This window comes from Virgibacillus salexigens (assembly GCF_000723585.1).
Taxonomy (GTDB): domain Bacteria; phylum Bacillota; class Bacilli; order Bacillales; family Amphibacillaceae; genus Virgibacillus; species Virgibacillus salexigens.
In genome coordinates, this window is the sequence record NZ_CCDP010000003.1 from 53,078 (window position 1) to 77,900 (window position 24,823).

Genomic DNA, 24,823 nt, shown 5'->3' on the forward strand with positions numbered 1-24,823 from the left:
TAATTTCACCTCCTTTCAAAATGAATGATAGTTTATTCAAATAGGATTTCCATCACCCGTAAAATTTTTTGTTTATCTTTGGAAGTAAGAACACGACCATAATAAGTTAAAAGTCTATCATCGGATAGTATGTGTTCAAGTTTGCTAAAGTTTTGTCTTAATTGATCCTCATTATAACTTTGGAAAAAGACTTTTCCATCACTATCATATTTTTTTACTACTGAAGGAACCGTCACTGTAATTTCTTTCATGACATCTTCAGGAGTGTAATCATCAACGAAATTTTGATTTGGTGTTTCTGTAAAAACAAATAATAGCCAGTCCTTAAACTCTTCGACACCGAAAATCTCACCCAAACGTGTACTGTATTGTTCAAGTTCTAAAGAAGAATATGTCATCTTTGATTCCATTTTAATATATTGTTCTTCCTTTATCCCTAATTTCTCCGCCATTTCCTTATTAGAAAGCTTTTTGTTTAATCGCATTAGTCTTAAATAGTCGTGTGCTTCGGCATTTATAAAAAAAGTATTGGGAAAACGAATAGACACTTCAGGATTGGGAAGTTTATCGTTTAACTTTCTCCTGTTTTCTATTAATTTTCTAATATGAGGGTCATGTTTTTTCATAAAATCTATTTTAAATTCTTCTGGTGCCTCATCAATTAATTTATTTAAGAAACTTAGCGTTTTATATGCTTCATTATTGTATCCGGCAACACTTAATAAATAATAATAATCTGTATTTAAACCTACTGATATCTTCTTAATTACTTCTGGACTTGGAATGCTTCTTTTATTGTTTTCAATTTGTGATAAGTAAGAATGAGAAAGCCCCATTCGTTTTGCTGCTTCACGGATAGTTAGTTTGTTATACATTCGTGCAGTTTTAATTTCCTCACCAAAATTTTTAGAAATCATACATCATCCCCCCTTTTCAAATACATTATACATCATTTGGTTGCAACCATCATAAAAAAAGGTTGCAAATCTAATATAAATATATTATATTATGGTTGCAACCATATCAGCAAACAAGCAACCAAAAATAAGAGGAGGAGATTATTTGATACACCTTGAAATTGATGAAGAACATTTGAAGGATTTATATCTGGAAAAAGTGAAAGAGAAGTTGGAAGAATTGGAATCTGAAGTTTTCTTTATGAATTCAAAACAATTGTCAGCTTATCTGAACATGTCATGGAATACGATTGTCGAGAATTTGTTGTATGAGGATAATTTTCCTAGTATTCGGTTGGGTTCAAAATGGCTATTTAATCGAAAAGAAGTAGAAGCTTATATGGAAAAGTACTACAACGCTGTTAGAAATAATGGTGGAGACATTCTCCGATATAAAAGAAAGGCTTGAACTAATAGAGTGATTTAAATAACGATACAGAAATGGAGTGTTCGCAAGAGAGGAGAGAAAAGGTGGCTAAAAAATATTATTGGTTAAAGCTCAAAAAAACTTTTTTTAACCAAAAGGAAATTAAACGATTAAGAAAGTTGGCAGGAGGAGATACATTTACAATTATTTATTTGAAATTATTACTACTTAGCTTAGAAAATGAGGGGAAAATTTATTTTGATGGTATAGGAGATGATTTCGTCGATGAATTGGCGTTAGATATTGATGAAGATGATGATAATGTGAAAATGACACTCTCTTACTTATTTTCAAAAGGATTAATAGAAACTGTTGATGATAAGGAATATTTCCTTAGCGATATTCCAGGCATGATTGGTAGTGAGAGTGACTCTGCAAACAGAGTTAGAAGACATCGTCAAAGACAAAATCAAAAAGCGTTACATTGTAACAATGATGTAACGGCAAGTAATAGTCAAGTAACTAAAAGTAACACAGAGATAGATATAGATAAAGAAACAGAGAAAGAACAACAGCAAGAACAACAGCAAGAACAAGAGTCTACGTCAGAAGTTATCCAATTTTGGAATCAAAATGGATTCGGTCTCGATAATATCAGTGCAAAAAATCAGTTGTTGTTGTGGTTGGAGGATTCTTCCTTCAATCAACCAAAGCAAATAATACTTAAAGCGATGAAGATAGCATGCGCTAATAATAATAGAAGACTGAATTACATTGAAGGCATTCTTCGTAATTGGAAAAATAATTCTTTATTAACTGTTAGAGAAATAGAAATTCATGATAGTAAACAAACTGTTCAAACAGAAAATGATGATAACTACAATTATGGCTTTTAGGAGGTACCTCTGATGGAAGGAGTTAAAAAAAATGTTATACAACCAGAGCAAACGTTATTAGAAACTTATATTTGCAAAGGTTGCAATCAGCAGGTAAAACAAAAAGAACTTATTATACCTATCGGTCCCCATAGAGGAGACAAGATTATTGCTAATTATGGTTGTATTTGCGAGGATATTAAACTTGCAGAGGAAACAAAACATGCTCTTTATAGCCTGAAACGAAATAGACTGATAGATAACTTTAATTATTATTCGTTAATCAATAATTCATTAAAACAAGCAACAATAGAAAACTATAATCCTACTAGTATTGAGTTAAATGAAGTTAAACAAAAGGTATTGGAGTACATTAATTCATTTGATGGAGAACAAAACCTTTTATTTACGGGGAATTGTGGAACAGGGAAAAGTCATCTTTCTACCTCTATTACTAAAAAGTTAATGGAACAAGGGTATAAATGCTTGTTCTTATCTCTTCCTAAACTGCTAACTAAAATTAAGCGAACGTATAACAAGGGAGGGGGAATAGAGGATGAATTATTAGATATTATCAGGCAGGTAGATTTATTGGTAATTGATGATATTGGTTCAGAACAACAAACAGAATGGTCTACTTCAAAATTGTTTGAGATTCTTGATGATCGTGCTGGGAAAGCAACGATTTATACCACTAATTTAAGTAGTAGTGAACTTAAAAAACGAGTGAATGAACGGAATTTCTCTAGAATGATGGAAAATACAGAAGTTGTTGTTATGAATGGTGCAGATTACAGAAGGAGGGATTTTTAAAATGTGGAGAGGAATGAAAAGTGTAATGATGTTTACCCCGAATGACAGTCAATTGCAGACGGACAGAAAATGGCGAGAGCGGTTACAACAAAAAAGCTCTGATGGTGGCAAATATGTACCAACGATAGATGAAACAAGAAAGTTTTTAAGAGAGCAGGAAGATAAAAAGAAGCGATACGCCTAATACCATCTTCTTTATTCCTGCTATAAGGTCTACGAATATAGTTTATTTATTTCCATATATAAATTCAAAGTTTTTAAAATAAAAGTTTATAAAGGAGTTTTTCTTTATGGAAAGACCTTTAAATCCCATGGAAGCACAGTATTTACAGGATTTTATCAAATGTGATGACCCAGATGGAAATGGTGTTTTATTGGATGCGTACGTAAGCAATAATGATGTAATTTACTATTATCTTATTTCTCCATCAAATACTGTTCAAGGATTTCTTTTACTTCGGCAATAAGAAATTATTAATAGGAAAAGGAGTTGTCTGTATGACAGTAAAGAGATTTTTAGTTAGCTGTGTTTGTTTTATTCTAATAGTGTTTTTAGTAGCTTGCGGAAATAGAGAGATCAATGGTAAAGGAAAAATTATCGAGTTAAGTCCAGATGATATTCAAGCGTTTGTAGAAGAACAAAAAACAGGTTTTATTTATGTAAAAGATGCTTTGGAGTCAGGTATAGAAGATGAAAAATTGATTATGCGTGAAATTGAACGTGCGGCAAAAAAGGAAGAGGTTAATTTTTATGTTTTCGATCAATACAAATATGAAAAATATATTGAACTTGATTTACACTCCCAATCCATTGGTTTTTATTTAAATGGAGAAAAAAAGAGCGAATTGGTATTAGCAAGAGTCAATGAACAATCCCAAGTAGAGAAAAAAGTAGATGAGTTTTTTAAAAATGTAAAAACTGATTATTTTGAATGATATGGGATGGAGGCTTTAGTATGGATGAAAATGTAGTAGGTATTCTTGAAAAGTTTTCTGATCATCTAGAAATTGCTAACCCATTAGTTCATATGTTACGTGTTATCGGTTGGATGATAATCAAAGGGCTTGCTTGGGTGGTAGATGGTTTAGAAAATGTTACTAATAGAATTCTAGGTTTAAAACTTTTCTATGAACATCCTGAGTTCGTGGATTTTATTGAAAGCTTTCAACCTGTATTAGTGATACTCTTTGCGTTTAACATTCTCTTTATTGGTTATTTGTTAATTTTCCAGAGAAAGTTTAATCGTGAAGGTGTCTTAACAAATATTATTATGGCATTAATCATTGTAGTGCTTTTAGGGTCAGGGATGCAACAGGTAGACCGTTTTTCTACACGAGCAATTAACGCTATCGATGTAGGTGAAGATGACACCGTTTCGAGTAAAGTAATAAAAGATAATATGACAGATGTAGCGCAATTTGATTCAAATGGATGGAAAACACCAGAATTAGAAAATCCAAATAAGATCCCACAAGATAACGTACCCAATATAAATATCACAGAAACCATTGATGCTAATTTTCAATTTGATGGTCATAACGAGAGAGTTTCAAAAGTTGGTCGTGATGTTTTAACACATAAGTTAACTTATAGTGATTCCGGAACATCTAAATTGACTGAATTAGATACGGGATGGTTCACCATTGATGAATATTATTATCGGTGGTCATGGGATTTCTGGCACATGTTTTTTAGGTTAGGTATTATGGCAGTTGTACTTGTTACGATATCTGTTAAACTAGCACAGTTATTTTTCGAATTGGCTTTCAATCAGGCTTTAGCAACATTTATTGCTCCTCTTGATATGCATAGTGGACAGAAGATGAAGCAAGTTGTTCAAAGCATCTTAAGTATATTCATTGTCATGATAATGATCTTTCTAAGCATGAAAATTTATTTAATTGGTTCTGACTGGATTGGTGAATTCTTCGATGGCGCTGTTTATTTAGTAGCAATGTTAGGATTCGCAAGAGCAGTTATTGATGGTCCAAACATTGTAGAACGATTATTTGGCATTGATGCAGGAGTTAAATCAGGTTGGAGTGCAATTGCAGGAACGTATGCATTTGGTAAAAGTGTAAGCAGTGTAACGAAAGGTCTTGGTCAAGGTGCTAAAAATGTAGCTAAAGGTGCTAGTAAATTAGGTGGAGAAGTTGCAGATAAAGGGTTAAAAACTGGTGGTTTTGCAAGTGGTATGGCACAAGAAATGTTAAGTAAACAAAAGAAAGGTAACAATCCCTTAAGCCAATCTGATAACCAAACGAACGACAATAAGAACCCTAATTTTAATGAAAATAATCAGCAACAAATGGCACCTAATGAATTAGAAGATATGAATGAATTCACTAGTTCATATGAAGGTAATCAATCTAGTAATCTTCAATCATCATTACAAGATGAAATGAATAAAAAGTCCGAAAAAGGAAATCAAAACAAATCTGATAAACCACAATCACTACACGAAGAAATGAAGAAAAAAGGATATGCTAATAATTCAAATTCTGCAATGCCAGGAGAAAATTATTCAAGCAATTCAAATTTAATATCTTCAGAAATGCTGAGTGAAAATGAACCAAGAAATAATAGTGATTCTGTAGAAGGTAGACATATAGGTCAAGTTTTTAAAGATAAAACAACACAAACTGTTAGAAATAATAGAATGGTACAAAACACAAAAAGAAGTTACCAGATTGGGAAAAATACTGGAAACTTCATCAGAAAAAATTATAAAAAGCAGTTAAAAAAATGAAACAAACAAGTTAAATTTAGGGCACTCAAAAATCTTGTGTATTTCTTCAATTTTTAATCATTATAGCATGCACGAAAGCCTATTATCTATGCACAAAACCTGCATACTGGAATATTTTGGGTTGCAAAAAACCTGCACAAGTAGAAAATTCATGTACCCGTTAAAAAGTTAGGCTCTGCCTAACACCACAACGAAGTTGGGGTCATTTTTCTTTATGCTCTTTCTTTCTTTCTAAAACAAGTGATCTAGATCAGATAGTTCCAAAATAAAAAAAGGTGGTTATAAAATTGGAAATTAAAATAAGAAATTTAACCCCATCTGTTGTAAAAGAAATTGATGAAAAAGCTAAAGAGGAAAAATTATCAAGACAAGTTTATTTGAAAAATATGATAGAAAATCACACGATGATGAGTGAAATTAATGAACGAGAATTGGAGTTAAAAAACACCTTAGATAAGAATTCGGAGATTATTCATTTGGTTGGAACGCAATTAGAACGGAGTACAGACTTATTTATACAGTTAATAGAGGAAGGTGGTTTATGATGGTATTGGAAACCGATAAGAATGCATCTGTTATTGTTACTTCTCAATTTGTTCAAGGAGATAAAAAAAGATTCAAGGATTACGTAAATTATTTAGATAGAGATGAAGCTAAATACAAGAATGATTTTTCAATGTATAACAATTATATGGAAGATGAAGAAAAGGCAACATCATAACAGCAATGGGCAAGTTAGTCTTTACGATCTTTAGTGGACTTGCTCAATTTGAACGAGACATTATATCAGAACGGACAAAATCGGGGTTAGAAAGCGCTCGGGCTCGGGGGCGAAAAGGAGGAAGACCACGAAAAGATCACTCGAAGTTGGATATGGCATTTAAGATGTACGATAGTAAGGACTACAGTATTAAAGAAATCCTGGATGCAACTGGAATTAGTAGAGCAACGTTTTATAGATATTTAAGTCAAAGATAATTCTGCAATCATAATTCTGCAATCGCAAATGCTAAATGAAAATTATTCTAACTGAAACTTATCCATCGCATCTACTGTTATGTTTAAAGTAGATGCGATTTTGTAGGTTAATCTAAAAAATAGGAAAAAGTACCCTTGAAACTTGGGGAGATATTGATACCATGTCTACAAAAGTGAAAATTGAAAAAATAGTCAATCCATCAAAAAAGTTGCACTTAAGTCATCGAATTACTTTGTATACAATTAATCTTTTTTGAAAAGCGATTCAACTTTACTATAAATCCACATTAACATCGTTAAAGAATTTCCACTATGAAGAGACAATCTAAGAAAAAAGTGATACATCCATCTGTGTAAAGGAAAATGAAATAGTTCAACTATTAATCCCCATCTTGAAAAACCATAATATTACTAGAATAAAATACCATTTTCAATTTAGGTTACATTTATTTAGCGGAAAAAAGATGATAGAGATTGCTATTAAAATCGTATACAAAATATTTGGATTAAGGTGATACTTACATGCATAGCATAGAGTACCTAAACTTAAAAGAAGAAGTAGATAATATAAATTATGTATTATCACTAAACTTGGATTTTCCCCAAAAGCATATAGATTATATTAATCTAGCAATACAAAAAACAGAGAATCTTCCCTTAGGTGAAGAAAATAGCGTAGAACTACCCTGTATTAGTTTTGAATTATTAGATACATACCGATCATTATTATCTAATGGAGATTTTGATCAAATTAATGATATTTATAATCAAATTATTGAAAAAAACATCGGTCATACTATAAATGAAGGATTCACAAATTATCTAGATATGTACAAAAGGGCAAATAATAATGAATCATTTGATAATAGTGACCTGAAAAAGATAGATAAACGTATTAATTTCTATTGCGATAAACTCAAAAATTTCTATGAGGGCTTTGAAAAAAATGAAAAAATCCATCCATACAAGTTAAATGGTTTAAGAATAAAGGGATATGATATTGAAGTAAATATTAAGGATATAATTAAAAAACTGAAATCGTTGGATCAGGGTTTTGGTGAATTTATTCAATATAGTATGGAGTACGGTTATATTAACTTAGAAGAAGGTGCACATCAAGAAGGCTTTTTTTTAGAGTTACCTTATTCAAATAAAATTTACATCTATATTAGCTGTACAGGTGACTTGGATGATTTTTTAAATACTATTCATGAGATTGGGCATGCCTATCACTTTTATATTAGCCGTCAGCTAAATAACAAGAACCGTAATAATTCAACTGAGATGAAAGAGTTCTTAGCACATTCATTTGAAGCAATTTATTTAAAAAAATTCCATAAAGAATTAATAGATATATATAATATACACCAAATCTCTTCCATTCTATGGAATATTGTATTATTTAAGTTTCAAGAGAACATTTACAATAGCCATATCTCTTATTATAAATTAGATGAGAAAAATAAACTTTTTTTGTCTTTGGTTAAAAAGTATACACATAAATATCTAGAGAATAATAGTGAATTTGATAATGTACTTAAGCCGTTGTGGACTTATGAATCTTCATTATTGGAGAGTCCCTACTATAACTTAGAATATATTTTTTCCCAATTGAATTCGTTAAGATTAATTAATAAAGATAAGATAACACTTGATTACCTGAAAAAATTGGCAAATAGTAACTTAAAAAATCTGATTAGTAAGTTTTAATTGATCATTCATAATATTTTGAGAGGGGGTGATAATATGGCTAAGAAAGCAACACTTGAGATTAAAAAAGTTCCTGTAAAAAAACAAGTACCTAAGCAATCCAAAAGAAAGTATTAATGTGATTAAAGAGAATATCGATGTTAACATCGATATTCTCTTTAATACTAAGGGATGGATACCATGAAATGCATAATAAAAGATATGAATAATTGTATTATTATGGCCAAAAACGAGAATCACCAGATAGAATGTGCTGATTCTGTTTTATTTAAAAAAATATTTGATAGTATAACAGAAGGAAATGTAGAACTAGCAACAGATGAACTTCTGTTCCAGGAAGAAGTTAAAGAATTTATAGGGTCATTAGATACAGAAACTAAAGATACAGAAACAAACCCTAAAATGAATTACCTTCAAATAGACAAAGAAAATAAATTAAACAGTAAAAATAGAGCAATTATGTATTCTAATGATCAGAGTGTTATACATATTAAAAACTGTTCCATTAATTATTTGAAAAATAAGTTCATAGATAAAAATATGAAAAATAATATCTTTGTATTTGAGTTATTTAATGACTTTATTATCTCTGGTTATAATAGTTGTCTATATTGTTTAATAGAAAGGTATAAAGAGAGTATTGATAACATACTCAAAATCAACAACATGGAGTACGAATTAACAAACACTTCTAGTAGCAAACAACAAGTAGGTTATATTAAAGCTATTGCAAATTATAAATTAAAAAATAAGATGAAAAATATTGATATTATCAATAAAAGCAACTTATCGGAAATAAATACCTTTCCAATAATAAATATGAACAATTGCACGTTTTGTTCTAACAAAAATAAAGTAATGCATTCCATAAATTTATCATTAAGTAACGAAAATAATGGAAAAAATTATAGGTATCTAAATGTTGATATGGCTTGGAATGAATTAGAAAAATATGTTAATAGAGTTGGGCCTGTTAATCAGTTAAACGATCTATCAAATTTAGATTCTCTAAATTTTCATGTATATGAAAGCATTTCTAATTGTTCTATTGATGAAGTAGAGTACTCAATTCATGGTGGTAAGGGTGTAGATCAGTCAAGTGCCTTAGTAAGTGCTGTAGGCGAGGCTTTAGAGAGATATAATGCACGTATGTTTGGTAACGAAGAAATTATTGTTGGCTCATTCAATAGCTTAAACAAATCATTTACCGTTTTAAACCCTAAGTCATTAATTATAGATAATAACCTCTTAGATAAATATGATAACAATAATGAATATGAATGGATTTTATCAAAGGATATTAGTACAAATAATAATATTTTGATGCCTGCAAATACGGTTTTTTTTCCTTATTACCCAAAACAGAAAAACCATTTACTGATATCACAGTCATCTACAGGATTAGCTTCGGGATTTACTATAGAAGAAGCGATACTATCAGGGATATTTGAAGTATTAGAAAGGGATGCTTACACAATATACCACAAAAACCGTCTTTACTATGGTGAAATTCCAGAAGAAGTATATTTCCAAAAACTAAAAAGGCTTATTTCTAAGCTTAAAGAAGAGAATATACAGCCTATAATTCATTATCTAAAAACTGATTTAAATGTACACATAGTCCATTGTACATTATTTGATACAAAAAATAATTTTCCAATATATACTCATGGTTCCAACTGTAGCTTAGATATTATTTCAGCAATAGAGGGCGCTATCTTGGAAGCAATTCAACTACGTACATCTCAAATATCGCTAAAGTATTTGAATCAAGAACATATTGATCAAGAATATAAAGCTTATATTGAATGGGGGAGAGGTAACATAAGGTATGTAAAGCCTTTTCTAAATAAAACTAATCCCAATTACATAGTTGATTTCAATGATTATAGAACAGGAAGTATATATTCTAACATCAAATATCTTGTAACAAATTTGAGTGAGCTTGGATATAAAGTAATAGTCGCTGATTTATCAAGGTCTGATAATAAACTTAAGACAGTAAAAGTAGTAATTCCAGGATTCCAAGATATAGATGATTTCAATTTGAGATTATCAGATAGAATGTACTTAATTCCTGATTACTTAAGAATGAAAAAAGAAGTTAATAATCTGCCAATGTTCTCTTAAAAGGAGTGTTATAGTTGAAATTATCACATGATTTCACAATAGAAGGAAGAATAATTACTAATAGTACTTTTGGTAACTCATTAGAATTAAGTAATGATTTGATCCAATTTATATTAGAATCTCAAGATAAAGGCCTTGAACAAGCTATGTCCAATTGGAGGTTAAACATTGACGATGATATTATAAAGATCCTATTAGATAATGGTTTTATTTTAAAGGGTGAATCTATATACGAGACTATTGATCCGTTGCATACAACTGTAAATTATAACAGAACCTTTTTTAGCGTTAGTAATGGAAATTTGTATTTTGATGTTGATTCTTCTTCTAATGACTCTATAGAAGATATATATGGTTTTATTGGCGTACCTTATAATAGGGGATCATTAGTTTATAACATCGATATTGATTCACCAGATTACCTGAGAGAAAAATCTAATGATATATTAGATATCACTGTAAATAGTGAGGGGAAAACTTCTGGTTTTTATTCAACAGTACAGGAAGAATACGTATTTCAAAATTGTATAATTAGAGATTATGGTGATGTGGTCCAGCAAAATTCTGTAAATAGCTATTTTAAATCTCTTACTCAAATTGCCAGTAAAGTTGCTAATTCAAATATAAAACCTATTTATATTGGTGGTGACCACGCAGTTACTTACCCTATAGTGAAAGGTATAAACTCTGTGGGGTTTCCGTTCCAAGTTGTGCATTTAGATGCACACTCAGATACTTCACCTCCTTCGAACGGAATTATTCATCATAGTAATATAATATCTTTAATTAGCAATTTAGAAAATGTTAAAAGTATTTATCAACTTGGGTTAAGTGGTTTTCTAACAAGTGACGAATTATCCTATGCAAACCAAAATGAAAAAATTAAAGCCTATATAAAAAGGGACATTAATGAAGTAGAGATTAATCCTAACCTCCCCGTTTATCTTACAATTGATGTAGATGTTTTCGACTCTTCTGTTATTCCTTCTGTATCATATCCTAATTACTATGGGTGGAATAGTGATGATTTTATACGATTCTTAAAAGACCATGTAAGTAAATTAAATATTATAGGAATTGATATTGTAGAATATGATAAAAGTAAAGATCCATATGGTAGTTCTGCTATATATATAAATAATATTATTTTAGAGATTTTGGCAAATATATAGGAGTCTAACATGAGTAAAAGTAATAAAGAAATTTTAAAAATAAAGTATCAATATTATTTTATTGAAGCTATTTATAATTTAGGTATAGTTGTGTTTGCGGCAACTTTATATTTATATTTAGAAAATATAGGTCACAATTTAAATGAGATTAGTTTGTTTATTTCATTATTCTGGATAACTAGTTTGCTTACAGAGATACCTTCTGGCGTCCTTTCTGACTCTTTTGGTCGCAAAAATACTATGATTATAAGTTGCGTTGTGAGGGCCATAGGGTTATTAATTATTGCATTTAGTCATGGAGAGCTAACTTATTTAATTGCTGGAGCAACCTTGACAGCATTGGGTGAATCATTGAAATCAGGGACTTGGGATTCATGGTTCGTAGATAATATAAAAAGAATTAACTCGGAATTTCCAATTGATAAAGTTTTCTCAACAAATGGAGTGATATCACAGACGATCAGTATATTTGGTGGATTTATTGGTGCGCAATTTTTTGCAAATATTAACTTAAGTTATCCTATATCTTTAGGTGCGATACTTTTATTGATTACTGCAATTGTAGTCATATTCTTTGTCAAAGAAGGTGATTCAAAATATAAAAAACAAAAATTCAAAATAAGTAATTCCTTTAAAGAATTCTTTACAACATTAAACTTAGGTTATAAATATTTTAAATCAAATCACTATTTTTCTTTAGTTTGTCTAACATTAGTACCCCTTACAATTATACTTGCTGGACCAGGTAATCAATGGCAACTGTTTTTTCAACCGGACCAAGATAATATACGAACAGGATATATTTGGATTTTTATCGGAGTATCTACTCTATTTGGAACTTGGGTAATTGGAAGAATTCCAAACTTAAATAAGTATAGAATCAGTATCTTACTAGTTAATATAATAATAAATACACTTTGTATATCTATTCTAGTTTTTCTTGAAAACTTTTACGTAGCTGTATTCTTATTTCTTATTCATGTTTTTATTACTGCTGGAGATGAAATACTTAGGATTACTTTTCTTCATAACAATATTCCAAGTGAGAATAGATCTACTTTAATGTCATTTTTCTATACTCTTGAGGCGTTATTTACCATTATAGGATTAACATTAGTAGGTATGATTTCAGAAAATTTCTCTATGGGATTAGCTTGGTTAATATGTGCTATTACAGGATTTATTATATCTTTTCCATTGTTGTTATATGTAAAAAATAAGAAAGATGTAGCTTAAGCTTTTCTCTCTTTTTTAGCACGTATTCATGTACTTTTGTCTACTTTTAACTCTATTTTGCACGATAGGCAAGTTATCTATTTATTCATTGATGGATTTTATTCAGTAGTTTATTTAATCCTAATGAATCAAATGCGAATAAACTTAAGGTTATAATTTGTGTTTAAACATTAAACTTCTTAGAGGTTTTCAATGCTCGCTTATTTAAGGTAGTCAAGAACGCTACCTAAATCCCTATAGTATCTCGCATCCCTCTAAAATAACCGATAACTACAAACTGTATAGATCATGGCCAACTACAAAAGATCGTGTAGCTAGCCATAGATCAACACTTTGTACGTTCCTGTTTATTTCTTAACTAGTGAACGACAACGAAATTCAAAAGCATAAAAGATCAATTCGGATAGCTGGCATACGTCAGCTTTTTATTGTGGTTATTTTTGCTGTTTGTGGCTATCAGAATAATCCCTTTTGGAAATAGATATTATTGCTCTATCAATATTTAAGGATATTTTGTTTTTTGGATAAATATATAATGTATAAGAATGAAGTTTTTGGAGGTGTTAACAATTATAAAGGTAAAACCGCATAAGATTTTTTTTATAAGTGTTGGACTACTTTATATTATTTTTCTAATGATATCATTCTTTACTGAGTTGGGTAATGTTTCAAGATTAAGGATGCCATACATCGATGATATTCCCAATAACAATTATATTCCCTTTAGTACCATAGTAGCCTATATTTTTAATTTTGATCATTATAATTTGAGTACGTGTTTTTTTAATACGCTTGGAAATATTTTGATTTTTTTCCCCTTAGGAATTATAGCACCAATCCTATTTAATAAGATTTATCTGTATAAACATATTATATATATCACCATCTTAATAAGAGGTGCAATTGAGGTTTTGCAATATAATTCCACAATGGGTGTGTTTGATGTAGATGATATAATTTTAAGTTTAGTAGGTAGTTTAATTGGCTTCCATTTATATGTAAAATCATTAGTCAAAAATCAACAGTCTTAAAAGTTATTTGTGTATACCTATTCCTTAATATTTTTATTTAAAGTCAAAGCCCTATTCCTTATAGAATAGGGCTTTGACTTTTTTGGTTTTACCTTCCATCATAAGCTCTCCCGTAACCATCAACCGTTTCTCCGTCATTAGATTTTCTAAATTTCAAAGTATACTGCTGGCTGGCGCTACTAGAAACTACAACACCTCGTTTAGATGATCCATCTCTCAAAAATGTTGCTGTTCCTTTTAATTTTCCTCCCCATCCATCTTCACTAATTACATCTACATAGTAAAGGTTACTAGTAGGGTTTCCGCCGTATGCATTGCTTGTATTTTCAACATAGACTGTATGATCTATAGGGTCCAAATAAAACCAGTCACTAGTCAGTTGTTTTTCGAATGTAAATGTATATGGTTCGGTATATGCAAAAGCTACTGTAGGTATAGACAGAATCATACCAAGAACACCAATTATCATTACTTTTTTGAATTTCATTTATTATAACCTCCTAAGGCTCAATAACCAATTAGCATGATCATTTTTTATATCGTTTTGGTTAGCAATAACTCTTAATAAAGGGCTTGTTATTTTTAATGTTAAAAATCCCATTAATACCCCAATAGTATATAGAATTATGTCATCAGTAATAAAGCTTCGGTAAGTGTAACCGATAATGGTTGAAATAATTAGTTTAGTAGATTCGACAACAGCAGATGATATTAATCCAAGAAGTAGTATTGTTTTTATGTTTTTAAACTTTGTCCATATCAAAGGTGCGTAAAAACCTAGTGGAGCTAACAGTATTAGATCTCCAATTATTTGACTTGTAATCATGCTAAAAGAACCATATTTTATAATATTTGATAAATATTTGCCTATAGATAGCATTATTGATGTGTGGATTGATTAATTAAAAACTAGAATTTTGTATGGAAAGTAAATAATTTACAAATGGAAATTACATATGTATGTAATGTAGATGATTTTTGTTTTTCAATATATGGCATTCTGATAAAATTATGGGATAAGTTGTCTGAACTATGTTACATGTAATATATAGGCGTACTACCAACAAAAAACTGGTACAAGCTAGAGGAGGGGGATTACCTTTTCTACAGTAATAAGGATAGGAGTAAGCCTATCAGCAGGGTACAGGCTCATAGGATTGTAGCTAAGGCAGGAGATATGGTAGGTATTACATTAAGCTGTCATAGTCTAAGAAAGACCTTTGGATACATGGCTTACAAGAATGATGTGGACTTATCTCTACTGCAATACATATTTAATCATAGCTCTCAGGCAATTACACTAAATACATTGGAATAACTCAGGTGAGGCAAACAAAGTAACAACATCTATAAGCATTGGAATCTAACAGATTAAGGCAGTAGTAAGCTGAGGTAATAGTATGTAAAAGCTATTGTCTTTTCCTTTGTGTCATACTGTTGAAATTAGCTTGTATGAGCATTGGTTAAGATGTTTAAGGCAAAGGTCTTAGGGCTGATAAGTAGGCTTTATGAGATTCTGAGGGGGGTATACAGGGGGGCTAGAGGGTGAATATTGGTGCAAGTTGTGTAGTTATAATACATAACCTAATTTTTACACTCTGAGGCAAGGAAATACCAAAACAAAAGCCATCCATTTTAAATGGATAGCCCTTTGAACAATATAGTTTTTCATTAACTTATACATGACCCCAAGCCAAGTCAATATTAATATTCTTTATAGAATTATCAAAAGTTCTAGAATTGAAAAAGTATACTTCATTATCCTTGAAATAATTTCTAATTGTTTCTGAAATTGATTCTTTTCTCTCTAAGTCATGGATTCCAAATGCTATAACTTCAACATTAGATTCATTAATTGCATCTACAATGTGTTTATCTGCTGATTCATCTAAACTGTGTCCAAATATAGTTAAATGACCATCTATTTTCCTCAATGATTTATAACAAAACCTCAAGTATTTATTAGATTCTATTTGATCTGATTTATCTTCCCAATTACCCTCAGAGACATAAAGTGGAATATTATTATTTTCCATTAAAATCCCCCCATAAATTAATAGAAAAACCATTACCAATAAATAAGTGATCTGCTTTTACCTTTTCACTCTCATATAATTCTTGGTAACTTGACAGCATCAAAAAACACACCCTTCAGAACAATTCTAGTCTTGGTAATAACCAAGGAGTTTATCTAATTCAATGCTAATTCCACATTTATTTAATCTATCTTTTCTACTTTCATATATATCAGCTATTAAATTTTTCTTTTCTTCACCATAACGAATTTGCTTATGACATACAACACAGATAGATACAATATTTGCATGGACATCTAAACTACATTTAAAATCTTCCTGATATTTCATTGGTATTAAGTGATGACCCAGTAACTAAATTAACCGTAGGTATTGAACATTTAATGGCTACAATGTCTGCAGGACTTTATAATCAAATACCGATAAAAGAAGTAAAAGTAACAGATTTTTCAGGGTGGGCAGGAGACTTAGTCACTGTAATAAAAGACGTTTATAATAATAATAGTGATTATGGTGGTGATTGGTACGAGTGCGCTAAAGATTATATTGGCACTACAACTAAAGCTGGACACTTCTCATTTGATGATCTAGCTGGTGATGTGGACGCAGTCAACATGGTAAAAAAATTAAAAGAAAATCGTAATAAGACCATTTACAATGAATTTTTAGAGTATTATCAAGGCAATGAAGTCCGTAATAGATTCACAACCTTTTATACTATTAGATTCGGTGCTGATTCAGACTTACTATATGACCAAGCCTTAGATTATATAAATGGTAACAAACCAGCAGTTCTGGCCATGAGAAAAATGCTTGTTAGCGAGTATGAAGTCCCTTCTTGGACGAGTGAACAGGGTAAACAAGTTGCTCAAGCGTTTACTGATGTATTACTAGATTTCATTGAAAAAGAATAGATTAATTACTAAAAGGGTGAAGTAAAATACTTCGCCCTTTTTCTATGATAAACTTTTTATTTTAATAAAGTAAAAATCTTAAATAAGTAAAATAGCAGGAACGGACCTAGCAAACCTATTAAACCTAAAATAGCCAAAAACATAGTAAATGTTTTAAATCTCTTTTTGTTTAATATAATTACTAAAATAAAACATATAAGACTTACTATAAATGCATATTTTATTTGTATTCCATATTGATACAGAATCCCCACCGGTATCTGCTCAAACTCTGGTGGCTGGATATAAAGTTCAGTCCAAATAGTTGAAAAGATAAGAACCAAAGTTATAAAACCTACAAAAAGCATAATGCTACTAACGACTTTTATATTCTTAATATTTTCACCTTCTTTAATACAAAATTAAAATATAACCCAACATTATTTTATCTCTTGGAAATTATAACATAATAAGGTATCTATATGTAATAATTTGTAAATCCCACTCTCAATGTCTCATTTATTTAGATTTTCCAAATAAAACACCAATATTCCTATCTGTATAATCTATTAACATACCAAAATTAATATATACTATAGACATTTATTTAATAAAGATATATATTCTTTATCTATATGTAATTTGTTTAGATCATATATTAATTGACAGAAAACATGCTAAAAAAATAATAATATATTAAAAACATATGTCAACATAGTTTGATAACTATATCGACATATGTATGTCGAAGATAAATTTTAATTCAACAATTAAAAGGCTTCTAATATAATTACTCCTTTAACAATGAGAGCTAGACCCTTCCCCCCTTTGCCAAATGTAGTTATTTAATGATTCTCAATTTCACTTGTTATAAGTACAGTTATCTACTTTATACTAAACCTTGACAAGGTTTACTTTATAATTAAAGCCCTCCATTCAAAAAAATCATTATTTCCCCCGTTAGGAAGAAATTTTCCCAAAGTTATCTAGCAAATATTTATAAACTTCAGTCCTATATAACATCATTAATTAACTAAATAGTTTAAATATACTTTTATTACTAAAATATAGAAGAAATAGAATGAATTTGTAATTATATGCCGAATTAATGGTTATAAAGAGGGGTGTCTATATGCTTGAAAAGTTCTTAATATATTTTCATTGTACATAAATTTACTATCAGTTTAAGAATTAATTAATCATTAATAAAATTGAGAGGGGAACAATTATGAATTTCTTAAAGAGATTTCTAATCACATTTTTAGTATTAGGTTTTTATTTTAGTGGTCTAGCTATAGCAGAGGCATCTGCAACGGATGAATATTTATTTAACACAGTTGAAGAAATTGAAAATGAAGTCGTAAAAATGGAAGAAGATAGTACTAGTTCCGATGAAGAGAAGCGGAAGTTTTTATTCGAGAATTCTAATCCTAAAGCACTAAAGAAATATATAGAAGATTTAATGGTAGAAGTTGAAAATGCGATGCAAGATCTTTCTAATGATGTGGAATTTAATACTGAATCACCTTTAAATGTATCAAAAGATTCTATTAAACTACCTAATGGAGGTATGGTAAAGGCTACTGTTACTGACTCTGCTGACGCATCAACTGGTAATATTATGCCAATGGAGTATGTAACTAAAGGATTCGGGGACAGAAGATATACTGCTACTTATAAGGTTTATCATGTAGCGTACCCAGATACAACTTTAAAGTTAGTAAATAGATATAATATAAGCAAATCAGGTTTAAAGATGACTTCTGTAGGCACTGGAGGTACTTATGCAGTTTTCCCTACTACAGTAAATCCTAAAAGTGATAGAATTACTGATAAATATGCTCAAAAAGAAGGATGGGATATTAATGGACAAGCAGATTATGTAGTTACAGTTGGAGGATATAATGGAATTGGCCTTGTAACTAAAACATACACAATTAGAAGTACTATTAAGTTAGTTGATTTATATAGTAGCTCAGCATATGTATTACAAAAAAGAACTATAGATAAATAGAAAGTTATGGCATTAATATAAGATTAAAATTTAAAAGTTAAAATGAATATATATTATATTCATTTTAACTTTATTATTATAGATTAAACCTCCATTTTTGTTTAATCTATAATTAAAGGAAGCATATAATAAAAATAAAAAGCTAGGAGATGGTAATTTGAATTTTAAAATCACCTTACGAATCCCTTTATTAATATTAATATTTAGTTTGGTTTCTGCAATTATAAAGTACTTTCCTCAAATAATGATATTTAAATCAAATTATTTCCTAAATAGCGCTCAATTCCTATTCAGTGTAATAATAATATTCTTTATATTAGAGAAAACTAACATTAATAAAAAAGAAATAACTATTTCTTCTGCAATTGTAATGGTGCTGTCAATTTTCATTATTGATTATACGTTGGTTTAAAACATTAGATTTTTTTGACATGTGCTTTTTAATTATGCGGAATTTGAACTGTGAGCAACTCTCTCTTAAAGCCATTCTCTTTTATCTCTAACCGAAATGAAGTAAATTTGGGAACTTTAAGGACATTTGAATTATAGATATCATAGGTATTATTCATCAAAAAACACTTAAAATTTTGCTTATTTAAAAATGCCACCTTCTTATAACTTCTTTCGATAGTAGTTATAAGGAGGTGTTATTATGTATGAGGATTATTACGATAATAAACATACGAATGCAGGAATGTCGGAAATTATAATTAAGGAGGGGCTATCTGCAAAAGAATGGGATGTGATTATGCGCTGAAAAATCTGGAGAAGTAATAACATATAAACTTGTAACCCTTACTCCTATTCAAGAATAGGGCCAGATTGTGGAAAAAGATTTTTAAGGATAATTTAGGAATTGTTGATCTAAAATGGTGAAAAAGAGGGATATTATGGCATCTAAAACTATAATATTAATCGGACCAATTTGTGCTGGCAAAAGTACAGTAGCTGAATTACTTTCAGATAAAACTAAAATTCATCGATGTACAATGGATGATTTAAGGTTTGATTATTATAAAGAAATTGGGTTTAGTGAGGAACAACAAAATAAAATACGTGAAGATTATGGTTATATGGCTATGTATGAATATTGGAAGCCATTTGAAGCACATGCAGTTAAACGAGTATTGGAGGATTACCCCAATTATATTCACGACTTCGGTGCGGGGCATTCTGTTTATGAAGATGAAGGTCTATTCAGAGAAGTTAAAGATGCCCTTGGTAACTACGAAAATGTCTTTTTATTGCTGCCAAGTCAAAATGAAATGGAATCCATTAATGTTTTAAATGAAAGACTAAAAGAAGAGACCAGTAACAAGGAGGCGTATAAACTTAACGAGCATTTTGTTAAACACAAATCCAATAAGTTATTGGCTAAACAGATTATTTATACAAATGGTAATTCACCAGAAATGATTGCTGATAAAATAATTCAAATATCTGGTATTTAAGCAATCGGGCGCATTTCCTGAATAAGAATTATCATCAATGTTGGACAATAGGGCCATTATGTGGAATACAAGGTAATGGTGGATTTTTGTCGAAGTAAATAGCAGAATTTATTGGGAGGGTGTAATAAATGGGTTTGTTTGAAAGAGTTGACACTGTTTGTCTTGGTGTAAGTGATATTGGGAAAGCCAAGCAATGGTATAGCGAAAGGGTTATTAATTACCGACTTTGATAGCGAAGTAGAGAAAGCTTTTAAACGTACACTTAGAAACAGAGAAGTAATAACGAATATAGAGTTCCAGGAGCATGATGATTTGGAAAGTGGTTTTATTGGAAACTATTTAATTCGAGGAGTATACGATTCAGAAATACATTTATTGAAACAATAATGCGAACAAAGACATCTCAATGAGGTGTCTTTTTATAGTGCAAGAATACATAGGAGGTGGTGATATGCCATGAGTAAGAAGAAATTAACACTGAAACAACAAACCGTTGCAGTATTTTAAAAAATAACGTCACATGATAGGCATCTACTGTTGCATGATGAATCTTAATATTCACTGGCATCTGCAACTGTGAACCAACTTTTTCGTACTTTCCACTGGTAATCAATGGTGTTAAATTATTTTTGTTAGCTCCTGATTGAGATGAAAAATGTTCAAAATGCATCCAAGGGATTGATGAAATATTCACCACGTTGGGTGGAACAACTCCCATTGGTGCTACCTGTTGTGTTTGCATACTCTTTTATAAGCTTTTTGTACTCACGGTCAACTGATTTATAATCTGTTAATCCTTCCAGCCATAGACTATAAAATAATTCTGTTTCTTGATTAAAGTTCGTAAACGTTGGTACTAATTCTTGCCACTCTACTAATTGCTTATCTATGTGGGCATACCTTAAATTCGGAATCTTGTTAACCGATCTAGTCAAATTAAATATAGAGTAAGCATAAAAACTTATAGATTCGTCTTTGCATTTTTTAACTGCTCGAGTAACATCAATTTTTACTGTCATTTCAAACGTTGTGTCTGTCGCCATAAAATAATCTAATAGTTTTTCCTTGGAAAACTTTCTAAATCAATGACTTGATAAGTTGCCATCTATTTCAACCTTTCATTTAATATATTCAATTATTATAATTTCACTACATTGTTGATAAGATAGTATTTTAACGCTGTTTTACCGGTTACAGCATAAGGCTTTTATAAGTCATTTTAAGCCACTTAAAATCAAAACACGAAGTTAAAGAGAATAGGTATCAATACTATCGAATTTTTAGACCTAATAATGAAGCAAATTGTATCGCTTGAGACGTTGATACTATACATCCTTTTAAGTTCTCTATTGAAACAGTTAAAGAATCAAAATTGGATGAGCTTATATCAATTCCTTTTAATGGTGTCTCTTCAAAGCTCGCGCCATTAAGACTGCATGAAAGAAATTCTACTTTTTTAAGATTACAGTCAAAAAGGTCAGCACTTTCTAAAGCTGCATCATCAAAAATCACCTTTTCAAGTTTTGAGTTACCGAACATAACCATATTAAGAATCGATCCCTCAAATGTTGTATTACCGATATAAGACTCTGTTAAGTTGCTGCCTAGCAACTTACAATTAAGAAATTCAACTCGATTCATCGATGCATTACCCAAATTAGCATTGGATAAATCACAATTCTCAAAGCGTACGTTGGTAAGATCAATTCGGTTAAAATCCGTATTTGTGAAATTACAATTCCTAATCACTGTTTTATATAGTCGGACTCGCTCAAGTGTTTCGTCGGCAAATTCTGAATCGGTAACCATACACATTTCAAATTCCGGATCTTCTTCGTAAAAAATATCTGTGAATCTTCTCTCCGTTACATCTTCAGGGATTTTGGGTGTGTCAATCTTCACTGTATACCTACCTACTTTCAAAAGAATTTAATTCATTTATAAGCTTTCTAGAAACAAATATAAGGGAACGCATGTTCTTTTTCAAGGCTTGACTTTTATAGATTTTCTGATACACAGGATTCATCAAGACGCATACATTAACTGAAATTGTTTTAAGTTCTAAGAAATTCTCTTATTATATCCTTATCCTAGAAGAAGCTTTAAACTCAGCAGGACCAGTTCGGAAGAAAGCTATATATACAAATTAACCCCTCATATATGAGGGGGGGTTCTAGTGTGTGCAACACTAAACAATGGCTAGGCTAACCACAATTTTATATGCTTAAGCAATTGTAATAAAATTAAGCCCCTTATCTTTAGCGAGAGGAGGGGCTTATTATGCATGGTTCGGATGCGAACCTAAAAACAGTATTGACATCTTTTGTAAACTTAACTTAAGAGGGGCAAGTAATATGGAAGTACAATCGTAATACATACTACGTAACAATGATTAAACGGTAACAGCATTTGCCTATTTAATAATGTTTAACCTCAAAATCTATATCTTTCAAATACCGATTCATCGTTCGACTAGTCATTTCCTTTAAATCCTCAGAAGAATATTCAATCAGACCACTATTTCCTTTGCTATTCCAGCGATAAAGTGTTTCCGTTTCGCTTTATATCTATGTGAATCGAGTGTACAGCTTTTGTTTTACAGCTGTATAATCGTTTTGTATTCTTTCTATGACAGCATCAATCATGCTTTGATAAACAATACTTTGTTTAGACTTCTTAAAAATATTTTATCCTGTTCAAATATCTTCACTGCAAAAGGAAGAATGATGAAATCTTGTGCAAGTTGTTTCAATTCTTCATTCATTGAATCACCTCAAAGAACATTTGTTCTTATTATATGCAGTGATTTAGTTTTTATCAAACCTTTGAATTCAACAATCGCGCCCGTTCGTCGAAAAATGTTAACTGTAATATTAACAATGTGTGCTATAATAAATATTATTTGCTAGGAGGAATTTTAATGGGCAATTATTCAATATTTGTAATTGACGCCCCCTTTTGTCTAAGTTTTAACGCTTAATAACGGAAGGAGAATTAGCACGTGGGTATTTTTAGCATTTTTGTAATAAATACAGTTCATTATCAACCAAACGAAAAATAATTGGTTATAATGAATTGTTAATATAGAAAATTCATTATAACCACATAGGAGTGGGTTATAATGAACAAGAAAAATATAAAATACAGTCAAAATTTCATTACTTCTAAACATCATATAAATAAAATAATGAGTAATATAGAATTAAATGCAAATGATAATATCTTTGAAATTGGGTCAGGTAAAGGCCATTTCACACTAGAATTGATTCAAAAATGTAATTATGTAACAGCTATTGAGATAGATTCTAAATTATGTATTCAAACAAAAAACAAACTTGCGAATTACGATAATTTTCAAGTTATAAATAAGGATATATTACAGTTTAAGTTCCCAAATAACAAGGCATATAAAATATATGGTAATATACCTTATTATATAAGTACGGATATAGTACGAAAAATTGTCTTTGAAAGTGAAGCTACAGTTAGTTACTTAATAGTCGAGGATGGATTCGCTAAAAGGCTATTAAATACAAATCGTTCATTGGCATTGCTTTTGATGACAAAAGTTGATATCTCTATATTAAGTATGATTCCTAGAGAATACTTTCATCCTAAGCCTAATATCAATAGTTCGTTAATCGTATTAAAAAGGCATCCATCAAAAATATCATCAAAGGATAGAAAAAAATATAACTATTTTGTAAGGCTATGGGTCAACAAAGAATACAGAAAACTCTTTACCAAAAACCAGTTTAATCAAGCATTAAAATATGCAAAAATAAAGGATTTAAACAACATTAACTTCGAACAATTTTTATCACTGTTCAATAGTTATAAAAAGTTTAATAGTTAGTGTAAAGAATTGAATATTATTTGTATTTAAAAGGATTGCCATCAAGGCAATCCTTTTTTAGACAGCGATTCCAGTAAAATATTATCCCGATTCTAGAATAAACGAAAAGTTTTAAACTTATATGTTATTACTACAACTATGATAAAAAACGCGATGTCTATGTTTGTCCTCAAGGTGAAGAGCTAAGGTATGGCACAACGGACCGTGATGGATATCGTCATTATAAATCAGATGCCAAGCAGTGTGTGACCTGTTCTCTTCTTGGGCAGTGCCGCAGAATCAAAAGCACCAGAAAACCATTACACGCCATGTATGGGGGGGGGATAAAGAGCAGGTTCGTCTGAACCGACTTTCCAATGAAGGGAAGTGGATTTATCGCATGAGAAAAGAAAGAGTTGAGCGTAGCTTCGCAGATTCAAAAGAACTGCATGGGCTGCGTTATTGTCGCTTGCGTGGAAAAGAGAAAGTCAAAGAACAGGCGCTGATGACGGCTGCCTGTCAAAACATGAAAAAGATTGCCCTCCACCTAGCTAGGGTGAGCTAGATGGAGGAGAG

General features: G+C 30.4%; 29 protein-coding genes and 2 pseudogenes. 23 read left to right on the top strand and 8 right to left on the bottom strand.

Going from position 1 to position 24,823, the window contains the following annotated elements:
• Window positions 1-32 precede the first annotated feature (32 nt).
• Window positions 33-917, bottom strand: coding sequence for a helix-turn-helix transcriptional regulator (locus BN990_RS21625; RefSeq protein WP_051739298.1), 885 nt, complete (start codon window positions 915-917; stop codon window positions 33-35).
• A gap of 145 nt (window positions 918-1,062) precedes the next feature.
• Here BN990_RS21625 and BN990_RS18545 point away from each other — a divergent pair, with 145 nt between their 5' ends.
• The 15 genes from BN990_RS18545 (at window position 1,063) to BN990_RS23650 (ending at window position 14,018) form a co-directional block, all read left to right on the top strand.
• A complete protein-coding gene (locus tag BN990_RS18545) occupies window positions 1,063-1,365 on the top strand; it encodes a helix-turn-helix domain-containing protein (protein ID WP_051739300.1) in 303 nt (100 codons plus the stop codon).
• Between the two features lie 62 nt (window positions 1,366-1,427).
• A complete protein-coding gene (locus BN990_RS23235; RefSeq protein WP_051739302.1) occupies window positions 1,428-2,219 on the top strand; it encodes a phage replisome organizer N-terminal domain-containing protein in 792 nt (263 codons plus the stop codon).
• Window positions 2,220-2,231: 12 nt separating this feature from the next.
• Window positions 2,232-3,011, top strand: a complete 780-nt coding sequence (locus BN990_RS18555; protein WP_038246278.1) for an ATP-binding protein — start codon at window positions 2,232-2,234, stop codon at window positions 3,009-3,011.
• Between the two features lies 1 nt (window position 3,012).
• The gene (locus BN990_RS18560; protein WP_038246280.1) at window positions 3,013-3,195 is read left to right on the top strand and encodes a hypothetical protein; all 183 of its coding nucleotides are present in this window, start codon (window positions 3,013-3,015) and stop codon (window positions 3,193-3,195) included.
• Window positions 3,196-3,301: 106 nt separating this feature from the next.
• Complete coding sequence (locus tag BN990_RS22710; protein WP_021292565.1) at window positions 3,302-3,478, top strand: hypothetical protein; 177 nt, start codon at window positions 3,302-3,304, stop codon at window positions 3,476-3,478.
• 31 nt (window positions 3,479-3,509) lie between these two features.
• Complete coding sequence (locus BN990_RS18565; protein ID WP_038246282.1) at window positions 3,510-3,947, top strand: hypothetical protein; 438 nt, start codon at window positions 3,510-3,512, stop codon at window positions 3,945-3,947.
• A 20-nt stretch (window positions 3,948-3,967) separates the two neighbouring features.
• Window positions 3,968-5,761 carry a pLS20_p028 family conjugation system transmembrane protein gene (locus BN990_RS18570; protein WP_051739304.1) on the top strand — a complete coding sequence of 598 codons (1,794 nt, stop codon included), beginning with the start codon at window positions 3,968-3,970 and terminating at the stop codon, window positions 5,759-5,761.
• Between the two features lie 287 nt (window positions 5,762-6,048).
• Window positions 6,049-6,306 carry a hypothetical protein gene (locus BN990_RS18575; protein ID WP_021292562.1) on the top strand — a complete coding sequence of 86 codons (258 nt, stop codon included), beginning with the start codon at window positions 6,049-6,051 and terminating at the stop codon, window positions 6,304-6,306.
• Window positions 6,303-6,482 carry a relaxase MobL gene (gene mobL, locus BN990_RS22715; RefSeq protein WP_148530731.1) on the top strand — a complete coding sequence of 60 codons (180 nt, stop codon included), beginning with the start codon at window positions 6,303-6,305 and terminating at the stop codon, window positions 6,480-6,482. The genes BN990_RS18575 and mobL overlap by 4 nt, the downstream gene beginning before the upstream one ends.
• A 5-nt stretch (window positions 6,483-6,487) precedes the next feature.
• A complete protein-coding gene (locus BN990_RS18580) occupies window positions 6,488-6,739 on the top strand; it encodes a helix-turn-helix domain-containing protein (protein ID WP_051739306.1) in 252 nt (83 codons plus the stop codon).
• Window positions 6,740-7,261: 522 nt separating this feature from the next.
• Window positions 7,262-8,449, top strand: coding sequence for a hypothetical protein (locus tag BN990_RS18585; protein WP_021292559.1), 1,188 nt, complete (start codon window positions 7,262-7,264; stop codon window positions 8,447-8,449).
• Between the two features lie 171 nt (window positions 8,450-8,620).
• Window positions 8,621-10,579 (top strand): YcaO-like family protein, encoded by a 1,959-nt coding sequence (locus tag BN990_RS18590; RefSeq protein ID WP_081674856.1) that lies wholly within the window; start codon window positions 8,621-8,623, stop codon window positions 10,577-10,579.
• Window positions 10,580-10,593: 14 nt separating this feature from the next.
• Complete coding sequence (locus BN990_RS18595; RefSeq protein WP_021292557.1) at window positions 10,594-11,751, top strand: arginase family protein; 1,158 nt, start codon at window positions 10,594-10,596, stop codon at window positions 11,749-11,751.
• A 9-nt stretch (window positions 11,752-11,760) separates the two neighbouring features.
• A complete protein-coding gene (locus BN990_RS22115) occupies window positions 11,761-12,987 on the top strand; it encodes an MFS transporter (RefSeq protein ID WP_074436707.1) in 1,227 nt (408 codons plus the stop codon).
• Between the two features lie 545 nt (window positions 12,988-13,532).
• Window positions 13,533-14,018 carry a VanZ family protein gene (locus tag BN990_RS23650; protein WP_021292555.1) on the top strand — a complete coding sequence of 162 codons (486 nt, stop codon included), beginning with the start codon at window positions 13,533-13,535 and terminating at the stop codon, window positions 14,016-14,018.
• Between the two features lie 88 nt (window positions 14,019-14,106).
• Here the strand turns inward: BN990_RS23650 and BN990_RS18610 are convergent, their stop codons facing one another.
• Window positions 14,107-14,505, bottom strand: a complete 399-nt coding sequence (locus tag BN990_RS18610) for a hypothetical protein (RefSeq protein ID WP_038246284.1) — start codon at window positions 14,503-14,505, stop codon at window positions 14,107-14,109.
• Window positions 14,506-14,508: 3 nt separating this feature from the next.
• Window positions 14,509-14,898 (bottom strand): VanZ family protein, encoded by a 390-nt coding sequence (locus BN990_RS23655; protein WP_081674854.1) that lies wholly within the window; start codon window positions 14,896-14,898, stop codon window positions 14,509-14,511.
• 168 nt (window positions 14,899-15,066) lie between these two features.
• Between BN990_RS23655 and BN990_RS22120 the strand changes: the two genes are divergently transcribed.
• Window positions 15,067-15,336, top strand: coding sequence for a tyrosine-type recombinase/integrase (locus tag BN990_RS22120; protein ID WP_081674852.1), 270 nt, complete (start codon window positions 15,067-15,069; stop codon window positions 15,334-15,336).
• A gap of 358 nt (window positions 15,337-15,694) precedes the next feature.
• Here the strand turns inward: BN990_RS22120 and BN990_RS18620 are convergent, their stop codons facing one another.
• Window positions 15,695-16,054 (bottom strand): DUF4917 family protein, encoded by a 360-nt coding sequence (locus BN990_RS18620; RefSeq protein WP_021292552.1) that lies wholly within the window; start codon window positions 16,052-16,054, stop codon window positions 15,695-15,697.
• 126 nt (window positions 16,055-16,180) lie between these two features.
• Window positions 16,181-16,384 (bottom strand): hypothetical protein, encoded by a 204-nt coding sequence (locus BN990_RS18625; protein WP_021292550.1) that lies wholly within the window; start codon window positions 16,382-16,384, stop codon window positions 16,181-16,183.
• Here BN990_RS18625 and BN990_RS18630 point away from each other — a divergent pair.
• From BN990_RS18630 to BN990_RS18655, 4 genes are all read left to right on the top strand, one after another.
• Window positions 16,384-16,968 (top strand): hypothetical protein, encoded by a 585-nt coding sequence (locus tag BN990_RS18630; RefSeq protein WP_148530732.1) that lies wholly within the window; start codon window positions 16,384-16,386, stop codon window positions 16,966-16,968. The two genes, BN990_RS18625 and BN990_RS18630, sit on opposite strands and share 1 nt — an antisense overlap.
• A gap of 1,207 nt (window positions 16,969-18,175) precedes the next feature.
• Window positions 18,176-18,961: a hypothetical protein gene (locus BN990_RS18640; protein ID WP_038246286.1), complete on the top strand. Its 786-nt coding sequence runs from the start codon at window positions 18,176-18,178 to the stop codon at window positions 18,959-18,961.
• An 890-nt stretch (window positions 18,962-19,851) separates the two neighbouring features.
• Complete coding sequence (locus tag BN990_RS18650; protein WP_021292544.1) at window positions 19,852-20,412, top strand: hypothetical protein; 561 nt, start codon at window positions 19,852-19,854, stop codon at window positions 20,410-20,412.
• A gap of 177 nt (window positions 20,413-20,589) precedes the next feature.
• Window positions 20,590-20,799: a hypothetical protein gene (locus tag BN990_RS18655; protein ID WP_021292543.1), complete on the top strand. Its 210-nt coding sequence runs from the start codon at window positions 20,590-20,592 to the stop codon at window positions 20,797-20,799.
• 16 nt (window positions 20,800-20,815) lie between these two features.
• Here the strand turns inward: BN990_RS18655 and BN990_RS23660 are convergent.
• From BN990_RS23660 to BN990_RS23415, 3 genes and pseudogenes are all read right to left on the bottom strand, one after another.
• Window positions 20,816-21,455 (bottom strand): annotated as a pseudogene (locus BN990_RS23660) (CatA-like O-acetyltransferase).
• A 226-nt stretch (window positions 21,456-21,681) separates the two neighbouring features.
• Window positions 21,682-22,314 (bottom strand): pentapeptide repeat-containing protein, encoded by a 633-nt coding sequence (locus BN990_RS18665; RefSeq protein WP_038246287.1) that lies wholly within the window; start codon window positions 22,312-22,314, stop codon window positions 21,682-21,684.
• Window positions 22,315-23,053: 739 nt separating this feature from the next.
• Window positions 23,054-23,176: a hypothetical protein gene (locus BN990_RS23415; protein ID WP_021292540.1), complete on the bottom strand. Its 123-nt coding sequence runs from the start codon at window positions 23,174-23,176 to the stop codon at window positions 23,054-23,056.
• A gap of 237 nt (window positions 23,177-23,413) precedes the next feature.
• Here BN990_RS23415 and ermCL point away from each other — a divergent pair, with 237 nt between their 5' ends.
• The 3 genes and pseudogenes from ermCL to BN990_RS18675 form a co-directional block, all read left to right on the top strand.
• The gene (gene ermCL, locus BN990_RS22720; protein WP_123317386.1) at window positions 23,414-23,473 is read left to right on the top strand and encodes a 23S rRNA methylase leader peptide ErmCL; all 60 of its coding nucleotides are present in this window, start codon (window positions 23,414-23,416) and stop codon (window positions 23,471-23,473) included.
• A gap of 60 nt (window positions 23,474-23,533) precedes the next feature.
• Window positions 23,534-24,268, top strand: a complete 735-nt coding sequence (gene erm / locus BN990_RS18670) for a 23S ribosomal RNA methyltransferase Erm (protein WP_021292539.1) — start codon at window positions 23,534-23,536, stop codon at window positions 24,266-24,268.
• Between the two features lie 131 nt (window positions 24,269-24,399).
• Window positions 24,400-24,812 (top strand): annotated as a pseudogene (locus BN990_RS18675) (transposase); the annotation flags it as partial.
• Window positions 24,813-24,823: the final 11 nt, after the last annotated feature.